Source organism: Paenibacillus sp. FSL R7-0302 (genome assembly GCF_038006885.1).
Lineage (GTDB): Bacteria > Bacillota > Bacilli > Paenibacillales > Paenibacillaceae > Paenibacillus_AQ.
On record NZ_JBBOWB010000001.1, the window covers coordinates 5,601,179 to 5,623,342 of the forward strand.

Below are 22,164 nucleotides of genomic sequence, written 5' to 3' on the forward strand. Positions count from 1 at the left end.
GAAAAAGATAACTAGCGCCTCATTCCCACACAGTCGTTCGTATACTGTAGGCGCTGGAACAGTAGTAACTGTATTTTGTACAATGGAATGCTGTAAAAAGGTTATCGAAATAGATTCTATTGTATTCGGTACATTTGAATATTGAAAAAAGGCCATTTTTAGCCCAATACGCAACATTCCACTGTACGAAATACAATAGAATCTCATTTTACAGTCAAATATGAGTTTTCTATTGCAGGAAATACAATCAGCTGCTTTCAATTCAAGTCCAGGGGCCGGCGACAGGTGCAGAATTGCCTACTATCATCCATTGTGGCCCCCATTAAGGTACGAGCGGTTAACTTAATTGCATTCTGGAGTCAATTTCATAATTCAATTTGTTAAATAGCAAGATTAGGCCAAAATCTAAGGTCACATTTTTAAAAAATCAGGCGATTTGCTGGGAATTCCTCAACTGCTGGTTCAATTTGTCTAACGCAAACTTACTCAAATTGTACGCGAGCGTACTGAGCTGGAAATCGACACTTGCCCGGACACCGCGGTGGCGTGTGCGCTTCATCCCGAAATACTCTTTGAGATAGGCAAACACACGCTCCACGGCCGTACGCTTCTTGTACAGTGTTGTAAAACTTTCGCTCCCTCTGGCGGGATAGGTGTGTAAACGCAAATCCGTTTGGATTCGAATTTTAAACACTTTTTGGCATTCGGTACCGGAAAGCGCACAGCCTTTGCATTCACTAGGCCGGGTGTACTTCAGGGTCTCATATTTGGCATCAAAACTGTCGTAACGGTACGCATGCCCTTGAGCGCACACTGGCGTGTAATCGAGATTCATTCCCGCAGGCGGGTCTTTGTGGTGAATCAGGGAAATCGCAGGATAGGCGCCGAGCGAATGAATCAACTGGTAGATCGCCGCGCAATCGTACCCCTTGTCGCCCAAGATATGCTTGACCTTTAGCATCGGAAACTTCAGGAGCAGGCCTTTGAGAAGGACGACCGCCATACGCTGGTCATTCGGATTGGCCGAACTAAAGAGGCCGCTGAGGATATACTGGCTGTCCGTGTCGACCAGCAGATTCGCCTTGAACCCGTAATAGCTGGTCATTCGGCCCTTCGTATTTTTCTTGTCACAACGCGCAGCATGCCGGGGCAACGCGGTCAGTAGTTCATCGTACGGGTACGGCAACATCGCTTCAATGGTTTTCTGGAACGGTCCGAGACTTTGTTCATAGGCTTCCATTTCCTCGCGCCGACGTTCCTTTTCCGCCTGGGATGGACGGCCGGGCTTGCTATATCTGGGTTTCTTCAGCGGCTCGTTCGCCACCTTAGGCTCAGGCTCGGGATGTTCGAGCTGAATTTGCTCGGCCACCGAAGCTTCGCCTTTCTTTTGCCCCCGGCGAGCCGCACGACGCTTGGAGGCCGATTCGCTAAATTGGCAATCCCAAGCCTCGACCATGGATGAATCCACAGCCAGATGGGTTCCGCTCACAAAGCCTTCTTCTAGGGCAGACGTGACTAGGCGATCCTGAAGTTGTTCCAGCATTCCCGTTTGCTCCAGCGCATGAATCAAACGGGAATAGGAGGCCTGACTTGGAATGTTATCCGAGCCGGTGAACCGGCACTGGACTCGAAATTCGTTGCTATGATTCAGTCGCCGGACCAGGGCAGAGACAAACTCGATGTTCTCCATTTTTGCAATCAGCAGCGAGTAGATCATGGCAGGTACATTTAATTTTTCAGGCCGTCCGCGATGGTTCTTTTTCCCTAGTGCGAACAGAACTGGAGCTAAATGTAAGTGTTCAAAGATTTGGCTGTATTTATCTTCTGGACTCATTTGGAGCAATTCCTCGAAGGAAAACAGTTCTTCTTGTCGAATAGAATAGATGGGGATTACCTCTTTTCTTCTCGGGTGTTGGTTTCGTCGCCTATAACTTCGAGAATTTGGGGAGGTACTCCTTTTTCTATGCTCAAAAAAACCAGGTATAGCAAGGGTTTTGAATTATGAAATTGTCTCTTCTGTACAACTAAATCGTCTGATGTGCCGTCGGATAGCCGTTTAGCTGTAGTTCGTACAACTAAAATCCCTCTATATCTGGGTTCTCGCCCACTCAGGCAAATTTAGTTGTACAGACTACAGTTAGAAGAGGAATGCTTGCCATTTCGCGGTTTTTAATTGTACTGAATACACTTATCTCTGAATGTCTCCTTCAAACACAGACCCACACATTACAGCGTTAGCGCAATGAATCAGGTTCTATAGTTCACATGCGAAACTCCGCATCATCCTGCACGTGGCAGGCGGGCGCCCTGTAACCCATGCGCCCCGCCTGCCACGTGCAGCTTAACTACCTCCGTCTATCGCACCCGCTCCATAAACAGCCGCCCCGCATAGTCGCTGATCAGCTCACGCAGCGCCAGCTTGCGGCTCCATTCCGCCGGGATGCCACTGAGCCCATAGCAGGCTCCTGCGATCTGGCCGTAGATGGCACCGGTGGTGTCGGCGTCATTGCCGAGATTCACGGCAAGCAGCGCGCCCTCTGCGAAGCTGTCCGACTTATGGAATGCCCATAGCGCCGCTTCCAGCGACTCTACGACATAGCCCGAGCCTTGAATCTGCGGCGGCTCCTTCAGCTTGTAGGAGCCTTGCTTGATATTCAGCATATGCGGCGTCAGCGTATCTTCATCCAGCCATTCGCGGAAGGCATCCGGCGCCAGCATCTCCTGCTTACTCCAGCCGTGCAGCCCGGCGAGAATATAGGCCGCGAGCAGGCGGCAGGCAGCAAGACACTCGGCGGCCCCGTGTGTGGTTCTTGAACTCATGGCTGCATAGCGGATCGCCTCAGCGGGCTGCTCCGCGTAGTACATCATCACCGGAGCCAGACGCATAATTGAGCCGTTCCCGGCAGAGAACGGGTCCTCTGAACCGCTGTACGCCTCCCCGCTTGCTTCATACCGGTGCAGCGCTTCGCGCGTTGCGTTGCCGATGTCGAAGCATCTGCCGGTGCTGCTAAGTGCTCCTTCGCGGTACCATTTCACATAACGCTGCATCTGATCTGCCGGATCGAAGCCCTGCATGGCAAGCAGACTCTCCGCAAGACAGAGCGCCATCGAGGTGTCGTCTGTCCACTGCCCCGGCTGCAGAGCGAATACCCCGCCGCCGACAATATCTGTCATTGGCTTGAAGGTTCCGGGTGCCTGGAATTCTACAGTTGTGCCCAGCGCATCCCCGGCGGCCAGCCCCTGCAGGCAGCCCTGATAACGGTCCATCGTCAATGTCACTTGGTCTCCCCCTTCCCGGAAGCTTCCTGCCCGCACTTATTCGCCGGGATACTTCAGCCCCCACTGCGCCCGGACTTCATCCAGCAGCTTCATCAGGGCTACGGATTCATCCAGCGTCATCATCGGGCTCTCGGTAAGTCCGGCCTGAAGACAACGGCCTATCTCTTCCGCCTCGAAGCAGTACCCGACTGAAGCGCGGTCATCTTCGAACCTCTCCGCCAATTCGCCGTTCACGTAGAGCTCGGCCGATTTCGGATTAACCAGGGTGCCATTGACCACGATACGGCCTTCCGTTCCATAGATATAGGCTTCATCGTCCAGATTCAGCCGGATGCCGGCATGGAGTGAAGCAGATACGCCATTCCCGTAGGACAGCAGCAGCGAGAAGTGCTCATCCACGCCGGTCTCCCCGATATGAACGGTGCTGGCGATCGACTCTGGATGAGGTCCGAGAACCATCGAGGTGAAGGAGACCGGATAGATGCCGACATCCAGCAGCGCACCGCCGCCAAGGGCCGGATTCAGCAGACGCCCCTCCGGCTTCCAGTCAGAACGGAACCCAAGGTCCGCCTTCACCAGCTTCACCTCACCGATGCGCCCGGCGGCCAGCCATTCCCTCACCTTCACATGTGCCGGGATATACCGGCTCCACATCGCTTCCATGAGGAACAGCTTATGCTCCCGGGCATAGGCCACGACTTCCTCCAGTTCAGTACTGTTAACGGTAAAAGGCTTCTCGCACAGCACAGCCTTGCCTGCACGCAGCGCGAGCAGCGCGTTCTCACGGTGGAACGGATGCGGTGTGCCGATATAGATGGCGTCCACATCAGGATCGTTAACCAGCTCTTCGTAGGTGCCGTATGCGACAGGAATGCCGTGATCGGCTGCGAATTTATCCGCGCTCTCCTGCGAGCGCGAGCCGACTGCATAGGCCACCCCATTGCTGGCGTGGGCCAGATCCGTGGCGAACTGATGGGCGATCCAGCCTGTGCTGAGAATGCCCCATTTTATCGTGTAAGCGTTATCTTCTGCCATAGTAATATCCTCCTCTTAATGAAGCTCAGGTCCCTCTGATTCTATCAAAATCTCCCTGTTGTGTACATGTCCGCATCCCGCCGGAACCCTCCAGCTCTATACAGATATGTATTATAGCCCGAACAACAAATTCAGTCGCTCCTCCGAATAACCGTCCTCCCCGCGCCAGTTGGCTACAGCGTTGAAGTCATTGTCTCCGCCCCGCCCCTGGCGCGGCTCCTCCTGCGGAACCAGAATTCCAGCATATCCCCAGATCTCCATCACCACATCCCGTTCATGCTGGTTCGAGGGGAATATATCCTTCCAATGCTTCTCCAGCTTCCGTGCACCATTCTTGCTGCCGCATAGCTTCACGGCTTCGGCCATATCCTGCAAAATACGAAGATCCTGCGGAGCAGCCTCCACCTCCTCTTCCCGGCTGAACAGCTCCAGATCGAGCCAGCAATACAGCAGCTTATTAAGGCGGATGCCGCCCCATTTGACCCGCTCGAAATTGAGCACATTCAGATCTACAGCGTTGTACTGCTGATCAGACATCAGGTGTCTGGTATCACAGGCCGCACAGCTGCTATACCTTGGCTGCTCAGCGGGGGGCTGGGCGTAGGTATGTGCAGCCAGCTCCGAGGTCAAAGCCCAGCTGGACAAGGCGCTCCGCAGATGAACCTTCCGGGTGGACAGACTATGCAGGAAGGCAGCCGCCACCTTGTCCCGGGTCACGCTTCCACTGTGCAGCACCCGCAGCTTCTCCACCAGCTCATCATGGGTGATCGTGAGGGGATCGAACATGACCCCCTTGCTCTTCGCATAGTCGAAATCCTCACCGGAAAAAGGCCCGTACGTCCCCTTCCAGCCGCTCGCGCTCCAGAATGATTTTTGCAGTATGGTCTTGGCCTTTCGGTCCATATATCTTAGCTCCCTTCCTTACCTGATGGTCCTGTGGAATGATTATTTATCTCTTATATTTAATCTGGAGGCGGGAATTTGCACCGTCAGCGGGAATTCGCCAGTTCTGAGAGCATTCTCTCACCGACCGCTTGTATGGATAGCATATGTCCATCTCACCGCAGCAGCACCGATTGTGTTCGGTTTATCGTCTACATTCCGCTCATCCGCCCAGCTCCAGCCCAATTGTAATCGGTTTTTCGATTACATTCCAGCCATACGCTCTCCAACAGCCCAATGTAATCGGTTTTTCGATTACATTTCGGCCATAGGCCCCACGCTGAGCCCAGTGTAATCGGTTTTTCGATTACATTTCGTCCATAGGCCCCGCGCCAGCCCAATATAATCGGTTTTTCGATTACATTCCGGCCGTACACCCCGCGCCAGCCCAATGTAATCGGTTTTTCGATTACATTCCAGCCATACGCCCTGCGCCAGCCCAATGTAATCGGTTTTTCGATTACATTTCGTCCATAGGCCCCGCGCAGCCCAATGTAATCGGTTTTTCGATTACATTCCGGCCGTACACCCCGCGCCAGCCCAATGTGTTCGCTTTTCCACATACATCCTCCACAGCCCCCGCCGCCGCAACAGCCCAAGTTACATCAAAAAACCCTCCCCGCCAGCCGCGAATCCACGGCAGACGGGGAGGGTCATCCCCAACTCTATGTTATTTCTTAAGCACCAGCTCCAGGCGCACCTCAAGGTTGTTCTCGGTACTGAGCACGATGGAATGCGGATTGCTGAGGCCGAAATCCTCGAAGGTTACGGTAGTCGTACCCGACAGCTTAAGCTCTCCGCCGCTATATGCGGCCTGCGAGTCGAACGTCACTTCCTTCTCAATGCCCTTCACAGTCAGCGTACCCTGCAGTTGTACCGGCACCGCCGTCCCCTCTGTCCATTCCTTCGGCAGCTCCGAGAAGGACTTCACCGTGAAGGTGGCTTCCGGGAACTCTGCCACGGACAGGAAGTCTGCTCCCTTGACATGCTCGTCCCGCTGGGCGGTTCCCGAATCAAGCGCGCTCATGTCGACCGACCCTTCGCCGGTCATCGCGGAGGCATCCTCCAGATTCACCTTCCAGGTGCCCTTCACGGAAGGATCTACGAAGTTAACCGTTTCTTTGGATGTGGTTACGGACCAGTAGACCTTGGACGGCTCTGCAATGTTCCAGGTTCCGTTCAACTGCTCCGGCGTTACAGCAGCGGCGGCGGCAGCCGCATTGGCCGTTCCTTCCTTCTGGGCTCCGCTGTCCTGCGCCTGCTCAGGAATCACCGATTCAATCTCCACCTTATTGCCAAGGCTGTTGTTCACTAAGATGAAGGCGGTGATGGCTCCTGCAATAATTACAATGGCTGCGGTTATAGCGACTGTCCTCTTCTTCATACGATCTCCTCCATTCCATATTCTTATCTCTGCTCTATTGGCTTGGCTCCCATTCTACCAAAGCAATATGTCGGGAATAAGTCAAAGCATACTAGCCTGCATATGTGTTAGAATTGTCGTAATTTTAGTTAAGGGACTGAAGCTCATGCAATCGATACTAATCGTAGAGGATGAAGAAGCCATCGCGCGGGTGCTTAGTGCCTATCTGCGAAAAGCAGGCTTTCACGTCACCCGGGCCGCAGACGGCCGGAGTGCCCTGGACGCCTTCGGGGAGGCGCCTCCCTCGCTGGTCCTGCTCGATATCATGCTGCCGGCGATGGACGGCTTCGAGCTGCTGCAGCTCATCCGTGAGCGGAGCAGCTGCCCGGTCATCATGCTCACCGCCCGCGACGGGATCAAGGACCGGCTGGCGGGTCTGGACGGCGGGGCGGATGACTATATGTCGAAGCCCTTCATCCCCGAGGAGGTGGTCGCAAGGGTGCGGGCGGTGCTGCGCCGCCCTTCGCAGTGGTCGGACGGCAGCCGCAAGCGCCACTACGGCAGCCTGTTCATCGACTTCTCGGCCCGCAGCATCTTCCTGAACGGGGCAGAGGTCAGCCTTAGCCCGCGCGACATGTCGGTGCTCTTGTTCCTGGCCGAGCGGCCGAATCAGATCTGCACCCGTGACCAGCTGCTGGAGCATGTATGGGAGATGGATTACGAGGGAAGCGACCGGGCCGTTGATCTCTCCATCAAAAGACTGCGCCAGGCGCTCTCGCACTGGCCGGAGGACGAGGGCGAGATCCGCACACTGAGAGGAACGGGTTATCAATTATGGACAACCTAAAGAAGAGTAAGAAGAACAGCAGCAGGAAGAAGAAGACTACCTCCATTCTTACTTACTGGACTCTGCGGTATCTGCTGATCATCAGCATCGGGCTGCTGGTGACGGCGCTGTTCACCTTCTGGTGGATGCAGCAGGAGGCGATGAGCAACCGGATGCAGACGACCGGCTTGCTGGCGCAGGAGATTGCTGACCGGAGCGTGGATACAGACGGTCAATTAGCGATTACCGGGGGCCTGAATAGGCTGGTGGAGGACCGCAAACGCTTCTTCAAGGTAACTGAGGAGATGTGCGTAATCATCACCGGACCCGAAGGCGAGTTGCTATACTCCCAGCCCCCGATGACGGACGAGGAGATGCGATATAAGCTCAATGATACCCTGACCGATTCGCGGACCTCGGAATACAAAGCCGCTGCCGCTCAGATCCAGGGGGACCAGGGCACGCTGGGGCAGGTGCTGGTTATGCAGTCCAAGCGCTCCCTGCGTCATATTCCGACAGAAGAGATCACCTTCTTCTCGATTATCATCGTCTTCCTGATTATCCTAAGCTGGCTGACAATCTATCTCTTATCGGTCAAGCTGGCCAAGCCGGTTCAGCGGGTGGCTGCCGCCGCCGCGCAGATCAGCAGCGGCCAATATAATATCGCGCTTGAGACCGGGGCCAAAGAACGTGAGATTCACGAGCTGCTCGTCTCCTTCCAGGAGATGGCAGGCAAGCTGCAGCAGTTCGAGCAGTCGCGGGCCATCATGCTGGCCGGCGTGTCCCATGAGCTCAAGACGCCGGTCACCTCGATCAAAGGACTGCTCCATGCGGTCCGCGAGGGCGTTGTCGAAGGCGAGGAGGCCGGGGAATTCCTCGATATCGCTCTGCTTGAGACCGGGCGGCTGCAGCATATGGTCGCCGATCTGCTGGACTACAATGCGCTGACAGCGGGCATGGTTGCCGTCCGTCATGATAAGCTCGAAGCAGCCCCGCTGCTGGAGGAGATTCTCTATCAATGGATGCTGACCCAGAGCGAGGAGGTCAGTAAGCCCATCCTGCTGCTGCCGGAGACTCCGCTTGTACTGCGGGGAGACCCGCTGCGCATCCAGCAGATTATTGTGAATCTGCTGGGCAACAGCCTGCAGGCGAAGATGCCTGACCGCAAGCTTCAATTGAAGCTTGAACTTACGGCTACGCCGCAGGGTCATGCCGAAATCACCGTTACGGATAATGGGCCAGGCATCCATCCGGACAGCCGGGAGCGGATCTTCGAAGCGTTCTACCGCAGCTCGGGCAAGCAGAGCCTGCTTCGCGGACTCGGGCTGGGCCTGACCTTCAGCAGACTGCTGGCCGAAGCCATGGGCGGCAGCCTGGAGCTGGGCAGCAACCCGCCGCAGGGCTGCACCTTCGTGCTGCGGCTCCCGCTGGCAGAGTAATGAACCGGGGAAGCGCGTTATAGTCCAGCACCCCGCTGCGTGGTATAATCAACTGACTACAAGTGGAAACGGTATTGCCGTCCTTTTAAAGGACGGTACCGTTTCAGCGAGAAATAGAAAGATAATGTATAGCGTGAAACCTATACATTTTTATATTTCAAGTGAACCGGAGGCGTATATGCTTACTTTTGAACAGAAAATAGCTATTCTTGATTCCTATCCCCAGCTGGAGGCGCGGAAGGTCTCACTGGGACGGGTGAATTATCACCTGGAGCAGAGCCGTCACGATAAGAAGACCGTGGCTTCGCATATTCACCCGAACGGGAACGGCTTCGTCTATGCCGGGCTGCTGCGGGGCTACGAGACGGATGATAAGGGACTGGTCAATATCCGAGATTATTCGGAGGCTGCGCTGCGCGAGCTGCTCGATGCGTCTATCACTTCTCTCTTGATGTACATTCCCGAGGCCCCTGCCCCTTCCAAAAGAAAGAAAAAAGCGCAGACGGGCGGAGCTGAAGCGCAGTCGCTGTGGAAGAATGAGGCCGGGCATACGCTGAGCCTGAGATTTGAGGAGGATCTGTGGTATCTCTATGCCGGACTACAGCTTGAGATGGCCTTCGAGACGACGGCTGAAGCGGAGGAATATCTCGCTGAAGAGGGGTTTGCCCGGGCGGAAGACTAACACCGGAACAGAAATAGGAATGGCTCAGGCCCGTAAATCGACCTTTATCGACGATTTACGGGCTTTTTCGCATGAATTTCTGCATATTCCGGCAAATTTATAGAATTCCTCGGTGAGTGCCCTTATACTAGAGCCAATGGCATTTTCCATATATTTCACAAGGAGGAATCACAATGAACAACCCGGAAGGCGGAACCCCCTTCACGAATCCTGAGGGGCCTAACAACCAGCCTGGGCAGCCGCAGCCCCAGCGTAAGGTAACCGAGCAGTTCAATAATCTGCTCAAGGATGAACGTGTACAGCAGGCACAGGCAGTAGGCAAGCAGTATTGGAGCTTTTACCTGAGAGCCCTTACCCGCCCGTACAGTACAATGAGGGAAATTCCTGTGGCCCATTTCATGAACAGCCTGATCACCATGGGCCTTACGGCGTTGTTAACGGCCTTATATTTCCTCACCCTGTTCATCAAATGGGATGTCTCGGCCATCTTCGGCCCCGGCTTCCTGAAGCCGCTGTTATTGACGGCGGTAGGCCTTGCCGTTGCTTGCGGAGCCACTTATGCCGTTCTCCGGCTGGAGAAGGTCAGCTTCGATTTCAAATTGCTGATTACCCGGATGGGCACGCTGCTCGTTCCGGCCGTGGCGCTGCTGGTGCTGGCGATTCTTACACTACTTGTCAGCCTGTACTCCTTCTCGACCACATTGGTGGCGTTGTCCTTCCTGTTTGTCTTCATCAGCATGAATACGGCTTTGTTTCAATATCCGCTGAACACCGCCGGCAGCCGGGGAATTGACACCTTATACCCGATTGCCATCGCCAACATTGTGACCGGATATATTTTCTACAAGCTGATCACCTCCGTCATAGCCGGAGCGGCCTTTGGTATGCTAAGCAACTCCTTCAAATTCTAAAATCACCCCGTAAAAAGCTTATGCCAAAAACGGCGCTGCCGTCCTAATCAGGACAGCAACGCCGTTTCCATATGTTGCATTTCTATTCAGCCCGGTAAGCCAGTTACGGAGTTGTAGGAGCTGCCGGAGCCGCTGGCATTTCAACTTCCTTCGCGTCCAGCGCTTCCTGCGGAACCTTGATCTCGTCGACCTTATTGTGATCGCTGATGGTCGACTTCATATCCATATCAATCGATATCGTCTGTTCATTGCTGGTCATATCCATGACCATCGTTACATCTGTACGGGTTGGGAAGTAGGTTTTCTTATCTACCGCATAGGCGATATTCATGCTCTTGATGTTCATCTGCTCCATCATAGCAGCCATCTGAGGATCGGCACTGCCGCCCTGATTCATATAAGACTTCGCCAGTTCCTTGACGTCATCGCCGGATACCTCGGCAGACAACAGATAACTATCGCCTTCCTCGGTGATTTTTGTCTTCTCGGTAAGCGCCTTGAATTGCTCCAATTGCTTCTCAGGGTTGGCGGACTGCTGCATAGCAGTCAGGACCTGTTCACCCATCGTAGCAGGCATCTTCATCCATTGCCCGTTCACCTGGGAATAGAAGCCGTCCTTAGTCACATACTGCTCAATCTTCTGGTCGCCCTGGGCCGTCTTCATCTGTACCTCCTGATGCATCATCAGCGGCTCCTTAATGAACTCGGATTTCGTGGTCATATCGGTATCTTGCGCATTATCCCCTTGTGCCGTCTTCACGTTGATCTTCTGCTTCACCTGCGATTCCATCGCGAAGCTCTTCAGATCACCCGATGCGGCAACCGACTTCTGAATCAATTCATCCACTGTTGGAACGCCGTCTGATGTCTGTTCAGCAGGCGCTGCCGATGCGGAGGCTTCCGGAGCCGCGTTTCCTGAAGGTGCAGTTGTTGCAGCGCCCTCTGATGGTTTGAGCTCCTCATTATTGCCGCAGCCAGCCAAGGCCACAGATAACATAACACCCATAAATAACGTAGTCCATTTCTTCAAGTTCGATTCCTCCTAGTGATGTTAGCAAGTAGTATTGTTAAATCTTGTGATGTATTTAACCACAGGAGCCCCCCTTTTAATCAGCCGTTTAAAAGTTACATCCAAAGTCATGGTCGTCCCGCCCGCAAAAGAACACTATGAAGACAGGCCAAACTGTGCTTATATGAGGAAGAATACTACTAAATCCAAAAGGGAAAGAAGCGTGGACCCGCATGAGTTTTGAAATCGTAGAGGCTACCCTGTCTGACATTCAAGCCGCTCTGGATTCCGGGGAGATCACTTCCAGACAATTAGTCCTGATGTACCTTGAGCGCATAGCGGATCATGACAAAAACGGTCTGACGGTGAATTCTGTACTGGAGATTAACCCGGATGCGCTGTTCATCGCTGAATCCCTGGACGTAGAGCGCCAGCTCCAGGGTCCGCGCGGACCGCTGCACGGCATACCGGTGCTATTGAAGGATAACATTAATACCGGAGATAACATGCATACCAGCGCGGGCTCGCTCGCGTTGGCGGACTCTTTTGCCGGAGAGGATGCCTTCATCGTCAGCAGGCTGCGCGAGGCGGGAGCTATCATTATGGGCAAGGCTAATATGACGGAATTCGCCAACTTCATGACGAATGGCATGCCCTCCGGCTTCAGCTCCCGGGGCGGGCAGGTGCTTAACCCCTATAACATCTCCACGCCGACAGGCGGCTCCAGCGCCGGGTCTGCTGTAGCGGTGGCCTGTAATTTCTGCACCGTCTCCGTTGGAACAGAGACCTCCGGCTCCATCCTCAATCCCGGCAATCTTGGCTCTATTATCGGTATTAAACCCACGGTGGGGCTGATCAGCCGCTCCGGTATTCTGCCGCTCTCCAGCACGCAGGATACCGCCGGGCCTATGGCACGAACGGTCCGGGATGCCGTCCTTCTCCTGAACGCTCTGCTCGGTCAGGATGCCGGAGATGCGGCAATGGGTACGAACAGAGGTAAGGTTCACGAGGATTACACGGTTTTCTTGGATGCAGACGGTCTGCGGGGAGCAAGAATCGGAATTCCGCGCGATTATTACTTTGAGGAGCTGACGGAGGAGCAGCTTGCGCTGTTCAATGCCTCTGTGGAGAGAATGCGAGAGCTCGGGGCGACCATTATCGATCCGGCCGAGATTACAACGGCGCGGGAGATCAGCTATTCATCCGTGGTGCTGAATGAATTCAAAACCTCGCTGAACGCCTACCTGGCCCGCCTGGGCCCGGGGGCACCGATGCGTACCTTGAAGGATATTATTGATTTCAATCATGCCCATCCGGTCCAGACGCTGAAGTTCGGGCAAGCGACCCTGCTCGATGCCGAATTAACAACCTCCGGCACCTTCACTGAGCCGCAATATCTGCGTGACCGCATGACGGATCTCAGACTCTGCAAGGAGCTCGGGATTGACGCTACTATGCGCGAACATCAGCTTGATGCCCTGCTGTTCCCCGCTGACTTCGGCGCACGGATTACCTCAAGAGCCGGATATCCGTCGATCGTGGTGCCGTCAGGCTATACCTCAGCCGGCGCGCCCTTCGGCGTAACCTTCTCCGCCCGGGCCTATGAAGAACCGGTGCTTATCAGACTGGCTTACGCCTATGAGCAGAACTATAAGGTGCGCAAGCCGCCTTCACTCCGCAGCTTCATCTGATCCCGCTTGATGCCAACATGGGACAGGCTCCAGGTGCGCAGCTCGCAGCTGCGCACCCCCTTCTCAATCATAGTGATGCCGGTTCTCTTCATCGGCAATGCTCTGAATCTCCTCTGCATGCATCAGATGCAGCTCATAATCACCTTCGGAATGCAGCTTCACGACCCGCTCTTTGGTGAACTTCGCACTGCTCTCCGCTGCATCCTCGTCGTAGAATAACAGAATCCCGTCGCTTTTACGCAGCAGCAGATCATCCCTGGCCTTGAACTGCCAGCTCCCGTCATAGGGGGCATTGCTTACGGCTCCGTAGTAGTCGGCACCGGCTACAATGCGGCGGTATTCATTCTGCTTCTCTTCCTTCCACTTCTCCTCCGGTGAGGCATGGGCCGTAATAATGCCCAGCTTCAGCCCGGGGTATTGCTGCTTCAGCTCCAGCACCACCTCGCAGGCCCACAGATCCACGCCATATTGCCCGGGAGTAATGACCCATTCCAGTCCCTCCTCCACCAGCGGAATGATCCGGTTCGCGAGTGCTTTTTTGATATAGGGAATGCCCTGATGCTTGCTGTCATAAATGCCGAGCTCATGGGCCCGGTAGCCTGTGACCAGTAAGGTTCTCATGCGCTGCCTCTTTCCTGATTCATTCATTCCTGCTGTCCTGAACAATCTGTTCTAGTATGCATTATATACCATTTAGGCTGGCTCGAACTTTTTTCGGGAATTAGGAGTAAATTCAGATAAACTTTGGAAAACTTGATGAGAAGAAAAACGTCTGCTTCTGTCCTGACATTTAAATTTCTGCGGCTGGGGATGATCACACTGTTCGCTTCCATTGTATCGTATATACCCGGCTGGGCAGTCTTTGGTCAGGCGGGCGTTGCTATGCTCGTTCCACTGCTTCTCACGTTACTGTATAGATCGCTCTATAGGCTGGTAGGCAGCGGACGGGGCCAGATAGGGTACGGCTCCAGAACCGTTCACCAGACCCAGCCGCCTGTACCTGCCCCCTCCAGCATGGCGGGTACAGCTCCCTTCAGCGGCAGCTACAGCACGGATCTGCTCGCTGTGCAAGCCGCCATTGGAGACAACAGCGATCTGCATTTCAGGGAATTCACATTAGCGAATACAGGTGCCCGGGCCGTGCTTATCCATATCGACGGCATGCAGAATGACCGGCTGCTGAATATGCGAATTATGCAGTTCCTGATGTACGACTTGCCTGAAGGACCGCTGTCTTCCGCAGGCCTTGCCCGTCAGCTGCTTCCCTTCAGCGAGCTTAAGGAAGAGAACGCTATCGAAGCGTTTAATAAATACATCCTCTTCGGACACGGAGGCCTGCTGATCGAAGGTCTGCCCTGCGGACTTCTCATCGAGATGCCCGGTGCCGCTAACCGGGCCATCGCGGAGCCGGTCTCTGAAGCCCTGCTCCGCGGTCCCCGGCTGGGCTTCTCCGAGGTGCTGAGCGAGAATACCTCGATGCTGCGCCGCCAGGGCCTGAGCGACCAGCTTGAGATGAAGTCTTACCGGGCAGGCAGCACGATTGAGCGGGATATTGTGATCGCCTACATGAAGGATATCGTCAATCCCGACCTGCTGGAGGAGATCAAGAACCGGATCGCCAAGCTCGATATGGATTTCCTGGCCGAATCCGGTTATATCGAGCAGCTCATTGAGGATAATTATCTCAGTCCGTTCCAGCAGCTACAGAATACAGAACGGCCGGACAGAGTGATCAGTGCCCTGCTGGAAGGACGGGTTGCCATCCTGCTGGACGGCACACCCTTTGTACTAATCGCACCGGTAACCTTCAGCATGCTGCTGCAGTCGCCGGAAGACTATTATGATCGCTGGCTGCCGGGAACACTTCTGCGGCTGCTGCGTTTTGGCGCTTCCTTCTTTGCCCTGATGGCTCCGGCCCTGTACATCTCATTCATCTCCTTTCATCCGGGGCTGATCCCTACAGAGCTGGCGATTACGATCATCAAGACCCGGCAGGGTGTACCCTTTCCCTCGCTGATTGAGGTGCTGATTCTGGAGGTCGCCATCGAGATTCTGCGGGAAGCCGGCATCCGGCTGCCGAAGCCGATTGGTCCGGCGATGGGCATCGTCGGCGGTCTGATTATTGGCGATGCAGCGGTTCAGGCGGGGATTGTCAGTCCGTTCCTGGTCATTACGGTGGCCGTAACCGCCATCTCCTCCTTCTCCATCCCGATGTACAGTGCCGGGATCACCCTGCGGATGCTGCGCTTCGCCGGTATGCTGTTCGCCTCGGTGCTGGGAATGTACGGGACCATTCTGTTCTTCCTGCTGATCTGCTGCCATCTGACCAAGCTCAAGAGCTTCGGAGTGCCTTATCTGACCCCGCTCTCCCCTTTCCGGCTCAGTGACTGGAAGGATCTGTTCCTGCGCGCTCCGATGGCTCTGATGAAGCGCAGACCGAAAATGATGAAACCCCAACAGAGTAAACGAAGATCATGACCGCGCCTGGTATAAGGAGGAATGCAGTATGTTCATACGTACGGATGATAAAATCACGGCTACACAAACGGCCATTTTCCTGAACAATACCCTGCTGGGCGCGGGTGTGCTCACACTGCCGCGCAGCGTGAGCAAGAGTGTCGGAACTCCGGATGGCTGGATCTCCACCCTGCTCGGCGGGGCCATTGTAATGCTGGCAGTTCTTCTTATGGTGAAGATCAGCCAGCAATTTCCGGGAAAAACCGTCTTTCAGTACTCACGGTTGCTGACCGGCCGGTTCGTCGGCGGCATTCTGTCCATGCTGTTAATCCTGTACTTCATCACTATCGCCGGCTTTGAGATCCGTACACTGGCCGAGGTTACCCTGTTTTTTCTGCTGGAGGGGACTCCGATCTGGGCAGTAATTCTTCCTTTTCTCTGGCTGAGCACCTACCTGGTGTACGGAGGCATCAACTCTATTGCCCGTGTCTACACCATTGTTTTTCCGATCAGCATCATGATTCTGCTCATCTCCTTCGTGCTCAGCCTGCGGATGTTCGATATCGATAATCTGCGTCCTGTGCTCGGCAGTGGGTGGTCCCCTGTATTCGCAGGACTCAAATCCACTGTACTTGTATTCACCGGCTGTGAAGTCACCATGACGCTTGTGGCGTTCATGGATGACCCCAAAAAGGCTGTCAAAGCTATGCTTGGCGGCCTGAGCATCCTGCTGGCCATCTATTTCCTGACCATTATTGTAGTGATCGGAGGCATCTCTATTGATTCCGCCATTACCAGCACCTGGCCCACTATTGATCTATTGCGCAGCTTTGAGGTGCCGGGATTTTTCTTCGAGCGTTTGGAATTCCCGTTCATGGTCATTTGGCTGATGCAGATGTTCTGCAACTTCAGCAGCTTCTTTTTCCAGTCCTCACTGGGTCTCTCCCAGATTTTCAAGCTTAAGGTCCATCCGATTATATATGCGCTGGTTCCGCTTCTGTTCATTTCGGCGATGCTGCCGAAGTCCTTAAGCGACCTGTTCGCACTCGGGGATACCATAGGCAAGATAGGGCTGGTATTGTTCCTGCTGGTGCCTGTCCTGCTCTCCGTCGTCTGGCTCATCCGGGTGAAGGGGCTGAAGCAGCATGTCTAGACGAATCCTCCTCCTGCTGTGTTCGCTGCTGATGCTTGCCACACTGACCTCCTGCTGGAGCAGTAAAGAGATTGAGGATTTGGCCCTATACGCCGGCCTGGCTCTGGATATCGGAGAGTTCACGCCTACAGAACAGGAGCTGGAGGACAAGGGCGCTACTTATTATAAAAAGAATAAGATTACCGCCACTGTGCAGATGGTTCCGGCTAACTCCGTGGGTGGAGCAGATAAACAAGGCGGCACCAGCAGTAGTGCACCCTATATGAATGTATCCGGAACCGGAGATTCTGTGCTGGAGATTTTCCGTCAATATTCGATTCTGCGTGAACGGCCGATCATCGGCCACCACCTCAAGGTAATTGTGATCTCCAGTGAGCTGCTCAAGCAGCAAAGTATAAACCAGTTAATGGATTTCGTGCTTCGGGATAATGACATCCGTCCCAGTACGATGGTGTTCATAAGCCAAGGCCGGGCAGCAGACACTATGGTCACGAAGCAAAAAAATGAAATTCCTGCCTTTCATATCAGAGATATGCTGCGTAATCAGAAGAGAACCAGCAAGGTGCTGGACCCTGTTATTTTATCGAAAATGGATGCCAATATGTTCTCCAAACGCAGTTATGCGCTGCAGAACCTGGTAACGGCGAATGGTGAGGTAGAATTCTCGGGAGCCGGAGTCATCAAGGGGGATACCGGACACTGGGTGGGGGCGCTGAATCAGGAGGAAACCGAATGTCTGAGCTGGCTGACCAACGGGGGGGAAAGCGGCGTCATCAAGACCTACGACTGGAGCAATGAGCCGATTACCTATGAACTCAAGTCCATGAAGAGTAAAATCACTGCCAAAGCAGACGGCGGCCAGCTATCCTTCGACGTCAAGCTCACAACGGAAGGAAGGCTAAGCGAGACCTGGAACGTAGAGGAATACCCTGCGGCCACCCATCTTCCCCAAAAAGCAGAGAAGCTGTTCAAGGAGCGGCTCGAGCGGATGATGACGAGTATGCTTCACAAGCTGCAGTCGGATTACAAAGCAGATGTGGGCGGCTTCTCCACCAGGCTCAGCATTCAGGAGCCCGCCTTATGGAAGAAGCTGGAGGAGCGCTGGGACGAGGTGTTCAGCCGGACTCCTATTCATGTCACTATTGATCTGAAGATAACAGACTTCGGCTCCTTCACTCAATAGGGTAATCCCGTTAAGTGAGTCTGTTCTAAAAAAAGCTGTCCCAGCAGCCGTGTCTAATGAACGGCCTTCGGGACAGCTTTTTCGCACCTTACTGTTTGTCTGAGAGAATCAGCACACCACGCCCGGGAACTGGAGTGGAGCCGCTGAACTTGCTGCCGGTAATCAGATCGGTCCGCTCTAGGGTACCGATATCCGCACGAAGCTCCTCTGCTGAATGGTTCAGCAGGAACAGATAGGATACGCCGTCTTTCACACGCTGGACGGACTCAATACCTTCCGGCGCGCTGACCAGCGGCGCAATGCCGTTATCGGCGCACAGGTTAGCCAGGAAGCCGCGCAGGAAGGCCGCATCGGGACTTGTGGCCACATAATAAGCCTTACCAGTGCCGAAGCTGTTCACCGTCAGGGCCGGCATACCTTTATAGAAATCCGCGCCATACTGGGCGAGCACCTCTGCGCCTTCGGGATGAATCAGGTCACAGAGCAGATCGCAGCTATATGAACGGTTAAGTGATCCCCACTCCTTGTTCATCACGATCTCATTGCTCATACCCGGCAGCAGGGCATCGATCTCCTCGGACCAGATCCCCAGCACCTTGCGCAGCTCTCCCGGATACCCGCCAACCGTAACCAGATCATTCTCATTTACAATCCCGCTGAAATACGTCGTAATGAAGGTGCCGCCAGCCTTGACGAAGGCTTCGACCTTCTCGGCGAAGCCCGGCTTCACCATATACAGCACCGGTGCAATGACAATCTTGTATCTCGACAGATCCTCTTCTACGCCGATCATATCCGCTTCAATATTCTGCTGATAGAGCGCATCATAATACTTATGGACCTCGTCCACATATTTCAGTGCAACAGACGGGCCGCTGGAGAGATCAAGCGCCCAGCGGTTCTCCCAGTCGTAGATAATCCCGATCTGCGCCGCGCTGCGTGCATCCAGCAGCTCGCTGCCCAAGCTCTCCAGCTCCCGGCCCAGCTCAGCGCATTCGCGGAATACGCGGGTATGCTCATGCCCTACATGCTCAATGACCGCTCCGTGGTATTTCTCGCAAGCGCCGATGGACCGCCGCAGCTGGAAGAACAGCACAGTGTCAGCACCGCGTGCTACTGCCTGATAGCTCCAGAGGCGCATGACGCCGGGGCGTTTCAGGGAATTGTACGGCTGCCAGTTCTGCTGGCTTGGCGTCTGCTCCATCAGCATGAACGGCTGTCCGTTCTTCAGGCCGCGCATAAGATCATGCGTCATCGCCGTATGGCTGACCGGTGTGTCCAGTGCCGGATAGTTATCCCAGGAGATTACATCCAGATATTTCGCCCACTTGAAATAATCCAGCTCCGGGTAGAAGCCCATCATGTTGGTTGTAACCGGAATGTTCGTGCTGTGCTGCTTGATTGCTTCATATTCGAGGATGTAGCATTCCAGCAGGCTATCCGACATGAATCTGCGGTAGTCCAGAGAAATTCCCTGGAAGTTGGTCCGGTTACCGCCCCACTCTTCACTGAGTTCATTCGGAACAACGATTTCCTCCCAGTCATAGAAGGTATGGCCCCAGAACCGGGTATTCCAGGCTTTGTTGAGCGCATCGAGCGTTCCGTAACGTTCCTTCAACCAGACACGAAAAGCAGCCTCGGACTGCTCGGAGTAATCATATCCCCCATATTCATTGGAGATATGCCAGGCCACCAGGCCCGGGTGATCCTTATAGCGCTCAGCCAGCTTACCGGCCAGCAGTGCCGCATATTTGCGGTAGACTGCGCTGTTCGGGTTGGAGTTGTGGCGGCCGCCGAATTTACGCTTCCGGCCCTGAACATCCACGCGGGTAACCTCCGGATAGCGGTGAGCCATCCAGGCCGGATGTGCCCCGGTACCCGTAGCCAGACATACATAGGTGCCGTTCTTATATAAGCGGTCGATTAACTCATCCAGACCACTGAAATCATACGTATCCTCAGACGGCTGAATCAGCGCCCAGGAGAACACATTAATGGTTGCCACGTCTATGCCCGCGAGCTTGAACATCCGCTCGTCCTCTGCCCAGACCGGGGCCTCCCATTGCTCCGGGTTATAATCTCCACCGTACCAGATCTTAGGTAATTTCTCGTTGATCACGCTACGCACATCCTTTATAGTATAAGTATATCCTTATTTTAATCGCTACCTCTATCGCTATAAATATAATATTAATGAATTGGAATATAATAATATGGAACAGTTGGAGATGAACCGGAATGTCACTGGATACCGTCCGCAGAATCGTATTCGCCCAGGAGAGCGGCCAGCTGCTCCCCATCACCCTCGACAGTATGGGTTATAACCCTGATCAGGAACAAGTCTCCCGGCCGCAAGGCTATCACACCTATCACTGGCTGCAAACGGCGCATGGCGGCGGGATGATCCACTTCGACAACAAGAAGCTCACCCTCACCGAGGGCAGCGGCATTCTGCTGATGCCGGGGACACCGCACCGCTATGAAGCGCTCTCCTCAGAGACTTGGCGCACCTATTATCTCACCTTCGGCGGGACCTCAGCCCGGCATATTCTGGATTCGCTCGGGATGAATACCAGCCTGTTCTATCGTTGGGAGAGCGGGGCGCCGCTGAGCTGGATGCTGAAGGAGATGCTGGACCGCCATGATGCTTCGAATGACATGTTCAGTCTGGGGGAATCTAGCGATGCCTACCGGTTCCTGCTGACCCTGAACAAATACGGACAGCTGCATAACAACACGGCAATCTCCCGCAATGTAGACAAGCTTCAGCCGCTGCTGAAATGGATGGACAGCCATTATGGTGATCCCGAGGTAGGCCTCAGTGATCTCGCCTCCCGGCTTGAGGTGTCCGGCAGATATCTGAACAGCCTGTTCCTGCAGACCTTCGGGCTATCGCCCTATGCATATTTCGTCCGGCTGCGCATCCGCAAGAGCAAGGAGCTGCTGGTTGCGAAGCCCCAGCTGACCGTCAAGGCCATCTCGCAGCTGGTCGGCTTCCGCGATGTCAGCCATTTCGTAGCTACCTTCCGTAAGCAGTCGGCGGTTACACCGGAGCAGTTCAGGAAGCTGCACTGAGTAGCAAGCAAGATTGTAATCGGTTTTTCGCATACAGCTGGCAGATGGCTATCTACATTTTCTAAACAAACACAGAAACGGATACCCTCCTTATAAATGGACGGTATCCGTTTGTGCACAAGCCAGCTATACCGCGTGCTTCGCATCTTATTCATGCTACGCTTATGACTTCACTGCTGCCCGTTACTCCACAGGACCGCTGCCGTTTTGCATTCTGTCTGTCCCGCTCACCGCTTCCGGCAGCCCCGCCTTCAGCTCTTCTATGAACTCCCGGAACGCGCTCGTCATATACAGGTCACGCCGCCGGATGAATACCGTCGGCACCTCCGCATACTTCTCGGGAAACGGATAGATCCTTATCCCCTCCGTGACATTCATCCGGGTGAAATAGGATAACGGCAGCACCGCATACCCTATTCCCGCCCTTACGCAGCCAAGCAGTCCCTCCATCGTCCCGAACTCCATCACCTTGCCCAGCCGTCCGCCCTCTTCCGCCAGCCAGCTCTCCAGCCTGTTCCGGTACAGACATTCTGAATTCAGCATCAGCAGAGTCTTGTCATGAACAGAGCGGACTCCCTGATAATCCATCGTATCGGGAATGACCAGTCCGATCCGCTCATGAATGAGCAGCTCCTGGACTAGCTCCGGGTGCTCTACCGGTCCGTCCATAAAGGCCCCTTGCACGTTATGCTGCAGAACCGACTCGATAAGCTCCCCCGCCCGTCCGACCTGCAGATGAACCTCCACATCCGGGTAGCACCCGCGGTAAACGGACAGGATAGCAGGCAGCCGCACTGCTGCCGTCGTATCCGAGCCGACCGTAATCGAGCCTGTGGGAATCGGTGAATCCAGCACCGCCAGCTTCGCTTCCTCCAGCAGATTAAGGATCTTGACCGTATATTCCATGAACGTCCGTCCGGCCGAAGTTAAGGTGATCCCCCGGCTATGCCGGTAGAACAGCGGAGTCTTCAGCTCCTGCTCCAATTGCTGAATTCTCGCGGTTACATTGGACTGCACATAGTTCAGGCTTTGGGCTGCCTTTGAGATACTTCCTTCTTCGGCAACCGCTTGAAACACTTTGAGAAGACCCATATCCACGCCGCATCGCTCCCCCCGGAT

General features: G+C 54.5%; 20 protein-coding genes. 9 read left to right on the plus strand and 11 right to left on the minus strand.

All coding sequences use genetic code 11. The features are described from left to right. Positions 1-427: 427 nt before the first annotated feature. From MKY96_RS24185 to MKY96_RS24210, 6 genes are all read right to left on the minus strand, one after another. Positions 428-1,834: a transposase gene (locus tag MKY96_RS24185; RefSeq protein WP_340938816.1), complete on the minus strand. Its 1,407-nt coding sequence runs from the start codon at positions 1,832-1,834 to the stop codon at positions 428-430. A gap of 521 nt (positions 1,835-2,355) precedes the next feature. Further along, complete coding sequence (locus tag MKY96_RS24190; RefSeq protein ID WP_340943972.1) at positions 2,356-3,279, minus strand: ADP-ribosylglycohydrolase family protein; 924 nt, start codon at positions 3,277-3,279, stop codon at positions 2,356-2,358. Positions 3,280-3,315: 36 nt separating this feature from the next. Continuing rightward, on the minus strand, positions 3,316-4,314 hold the full coding sequence (locus MKY96_RS24195; RefSeq protein ID WP_340943974.1) for a Gfo/Idh/MocA family protein: 999 nt from the start codon (positions 4,312-4,314) through the stop codon (positions 3,316-3,318). A 111-nt stretch (positions 4,315-4,425) separates the two neighbouring features. Then, positions 4,426-5,217 (minus strand): hypothetical protein, encoded by a 792-nt coding sequence (locus tag MKY96_RS24200; RefSeq protein ID WP_340943976.1) that lies wholly within the window; start codon positions 5,215-5,217, stop codon positions 4,426-4,428. A 191-nt stretch (positions 5,218-5,408) separates the two neighbouring features. Continuing rightward, entirely contained in the window at positions 5,409-5,819 is a 411-nt protein-coding gene (locus tag MKY96_RS24205) for a hypothetical protein (protein WP_340943978.1), read from the minus strand. A gap of 107 nt (positions 5,820-5,926) precedes the next feature. Beyond that, a complete protein-coding gene (locus MKY96_RS24210; RefSeq protein WP_340943980.1) occupies positions 5,927-6,640 on the minus strand; it encodes a YceI family protein in 714 nt (237 codons plus the stop codon). A 145-nt stretch (positions 6,641-6,785) separates the two neighbouring features. Between MKY96_RS24210 and MKY96_RS24215 the strand changes: the two genes are divergently transcribed. The 4 genes from MKY96_RS24215 (at position 6,786) to MKY96_RS24230 (ending at position 10,477) form a co-directional block, all read left to right on the plus strand. Next, a complete protein-coding gene (locus MKY96_RS24215; RefSeq protein ID WP_340943982.1) occupies positions 6,786-7,466 on the plus strand; it encodes a response regulator transcription factor in 681 nt (226 codons plus the stop codon). Next, positions 7,454-8,884, plus strand: coding sequence for a HAMP domain-containing sensor histidine kinase (locus MKY96_RS24220; protein ID WP_340943986.1), 1,431 nt, complete (start codon positions 7,454-7,456; stop codon positions 8,882-8,884). The genes MKY96_RS24215 and MKY96_RS24220 overlap by 13 nt, the downstream gene beginning before the upstream one ends. 178 nt (positions 8,885-9,062) lie before the next feature. Continuing rightward, positions 9,063-9,566, plus strand: coding sequence for a hypothetical protein (locus MKY96_RS24225; protein WP_340943987.1), 504 nt, complete (start codon positions 9,063-9,065; stop codon positions 9,564-9,566). A gap of 173 nt (positions 9,567-9,739) precedes the next feature. Continuing rightward, on the plus strand, positions 9,740-10,477 hold the full coding sequence (locus MKY96_RS24230; RefSeq protein WP_340943989.1) for a hypothetical protein: 738 nt from the start codon (positions 9,740-9,742) through the stop codon (positions 10,475-10,477). Between the two features lie 103 nt (positions 10,478-10,580). On the opposite strand, the gene MKY96_RS24235 is transcribed toward MKY96_RS24230, so the two are convergent. Beyond that, positions 10,581-11,507 carry a DUF6612 family protein gene (locus tag MKY96_RS24235; RefSeq protein ID WP_340943992.1) on the minus strand — a complete coding sequence of 309 codons (927 nt, stop codon included), beginning with the start codon at positions 11,505-11,507 and terminating at the stop codon, positions 10,581-10,583. Positions 11,508-11,719: 212 nt separating this feature from the next. Between MKY96_RS24235 and MKY96_RS24240 the strand changes: the two genes are divergently transcribed. Further along, positions 11,720-13,177 (plus strand): amidase family protein, encoded by a 1,458-nt coding sequence (locus MKY96_RS24240; protein ID WP_340943995.1) that lies wholly within the window; start codon positions 11,720-11,722, stop codon positions 13,175-13,177. Here MKY96_RS24240 and MKY96_RS24245 read toward each other — a convergent pair. Next, complete coding sequence (locus MKY96_RS24245; protein WP_340943997.1) at positions 13,135-13,275, minus strand: hypothetical protein; 141 nt, start codon at positions 13,273-13,275, stop codon at positions 13,135-13,137. The genes MKY96_RS24240 and MKY96_RS24245 overlap by 43 nt on opposite strands. Continuing rightward, the gene (locus MKY96_RS24250; protein WP_340944000.1) at positions 13,241-13,798 is read right to left on the minus strand and encodes a DUF1273 domain-containing protein; all 558 of its coding nucleotides are present in this window, start codon (positions 13,796-13,798) and stop codon (positions 13,241-13,243) included. The genes MKY96_RS24245 and MKY96_RS24250 overlap by 35 nt, the downstream gene beginning before the upstream one ends. Positions 13,799-13,987: 189 nt before the next feature. On the opposite strand from MKY96_RS24250, the gene MKY96_RS24255 reads away from it, so the two are divergent. Genes MKY96_RS24255 through MKY96_RS24265 form a run of 3 tightly spaced genes read left to right on the plus strand, consistent with a single transcriptional unit; the run spans position 13,988 to position 17,970 of the window. Beyond that, on the plus strand, positions 13,988-15,655 hold the full coding sequence (locus MKY96_RS24255; protein ID WP_445671497.1) for a spore germination protein: 1,668 nt from the start codon (positions 13,988-13,990) through the stop codon (positions 15,653-15,655). 28 nt (positions 15,656-15,683) lie between these two features. Beyond that, a complete protein-coding gene (locus MKY96_RS24260; protein WP_340944002.1) occupies positions 15,684-16,787 on the plus strand; it encodes a GerAB/ArcD/ProY family transporter in 1,104 nt (367 codons plus the stop codon). Further along, positions 16,780-17,970, plus strand: coding sequence for a Ger(x)C family spore germination protein (locus MKY96_RS24265; protein WP_340944003.1), 1,191 nt, complete (start codon positions 16,780-16,782; stop codon positions 17,968-17,970). Before MKY96_RS24260 ends, MKY96_RS24265 begins: the two co-directional genes overlap by 8 nt. Positions 17,971-18,058: 88 nt before the next feature. Here the strand turns inward: MKY96_RS24265 and MKY96_RS24270 are convergent, their stop codons facing one another. Beyond that, positions 18,059-20,089, minus strand: coding sequence for a beta-galactosidase (locus MKY96_RS24270; protein ID WP_340944004.1), 2,031 nt, complete (start codon positions 20,087-20,089; stop codon positions 18,059-18,061). Between the two features lie 119 nt (positions 20,090-20,208). On the opposite strand from MKY96_RS24270, the gene MKY96_RS24275 reads away from it, so the two are divergent. Continuing rightward, positions 20,209-21,045 carry an AraC family transcriptional regulator gene (locus MKY96_RS24275; RefSeq protein WP_340944006.1) on the plus strand — a complete coding sequence of 279 codons (837 nt, stop codon included), beginning with the start codon at positions 20,209-20,211 and terminating at the stop codon, positions 21,043-21,045. Between the two features lie 183 nt (positions 21,046-21,228). On the opposite strand, the gene MKY96_RS24280 is transcribed toward MKY96_RS24275, so the two are convergent. Beyond that, positions 21,229-22,137, minus strand: a complete 909-nt coding sequence (locus MKY96_RS24280) for a LysR family transcriptional regulator (protein ID WP_340944759.1) — start codon at positions 22,135-22,137, stop codon at positions 21,229-21,231. Positions 22,138-22,164: the final 27 nt, after the last annotated feature.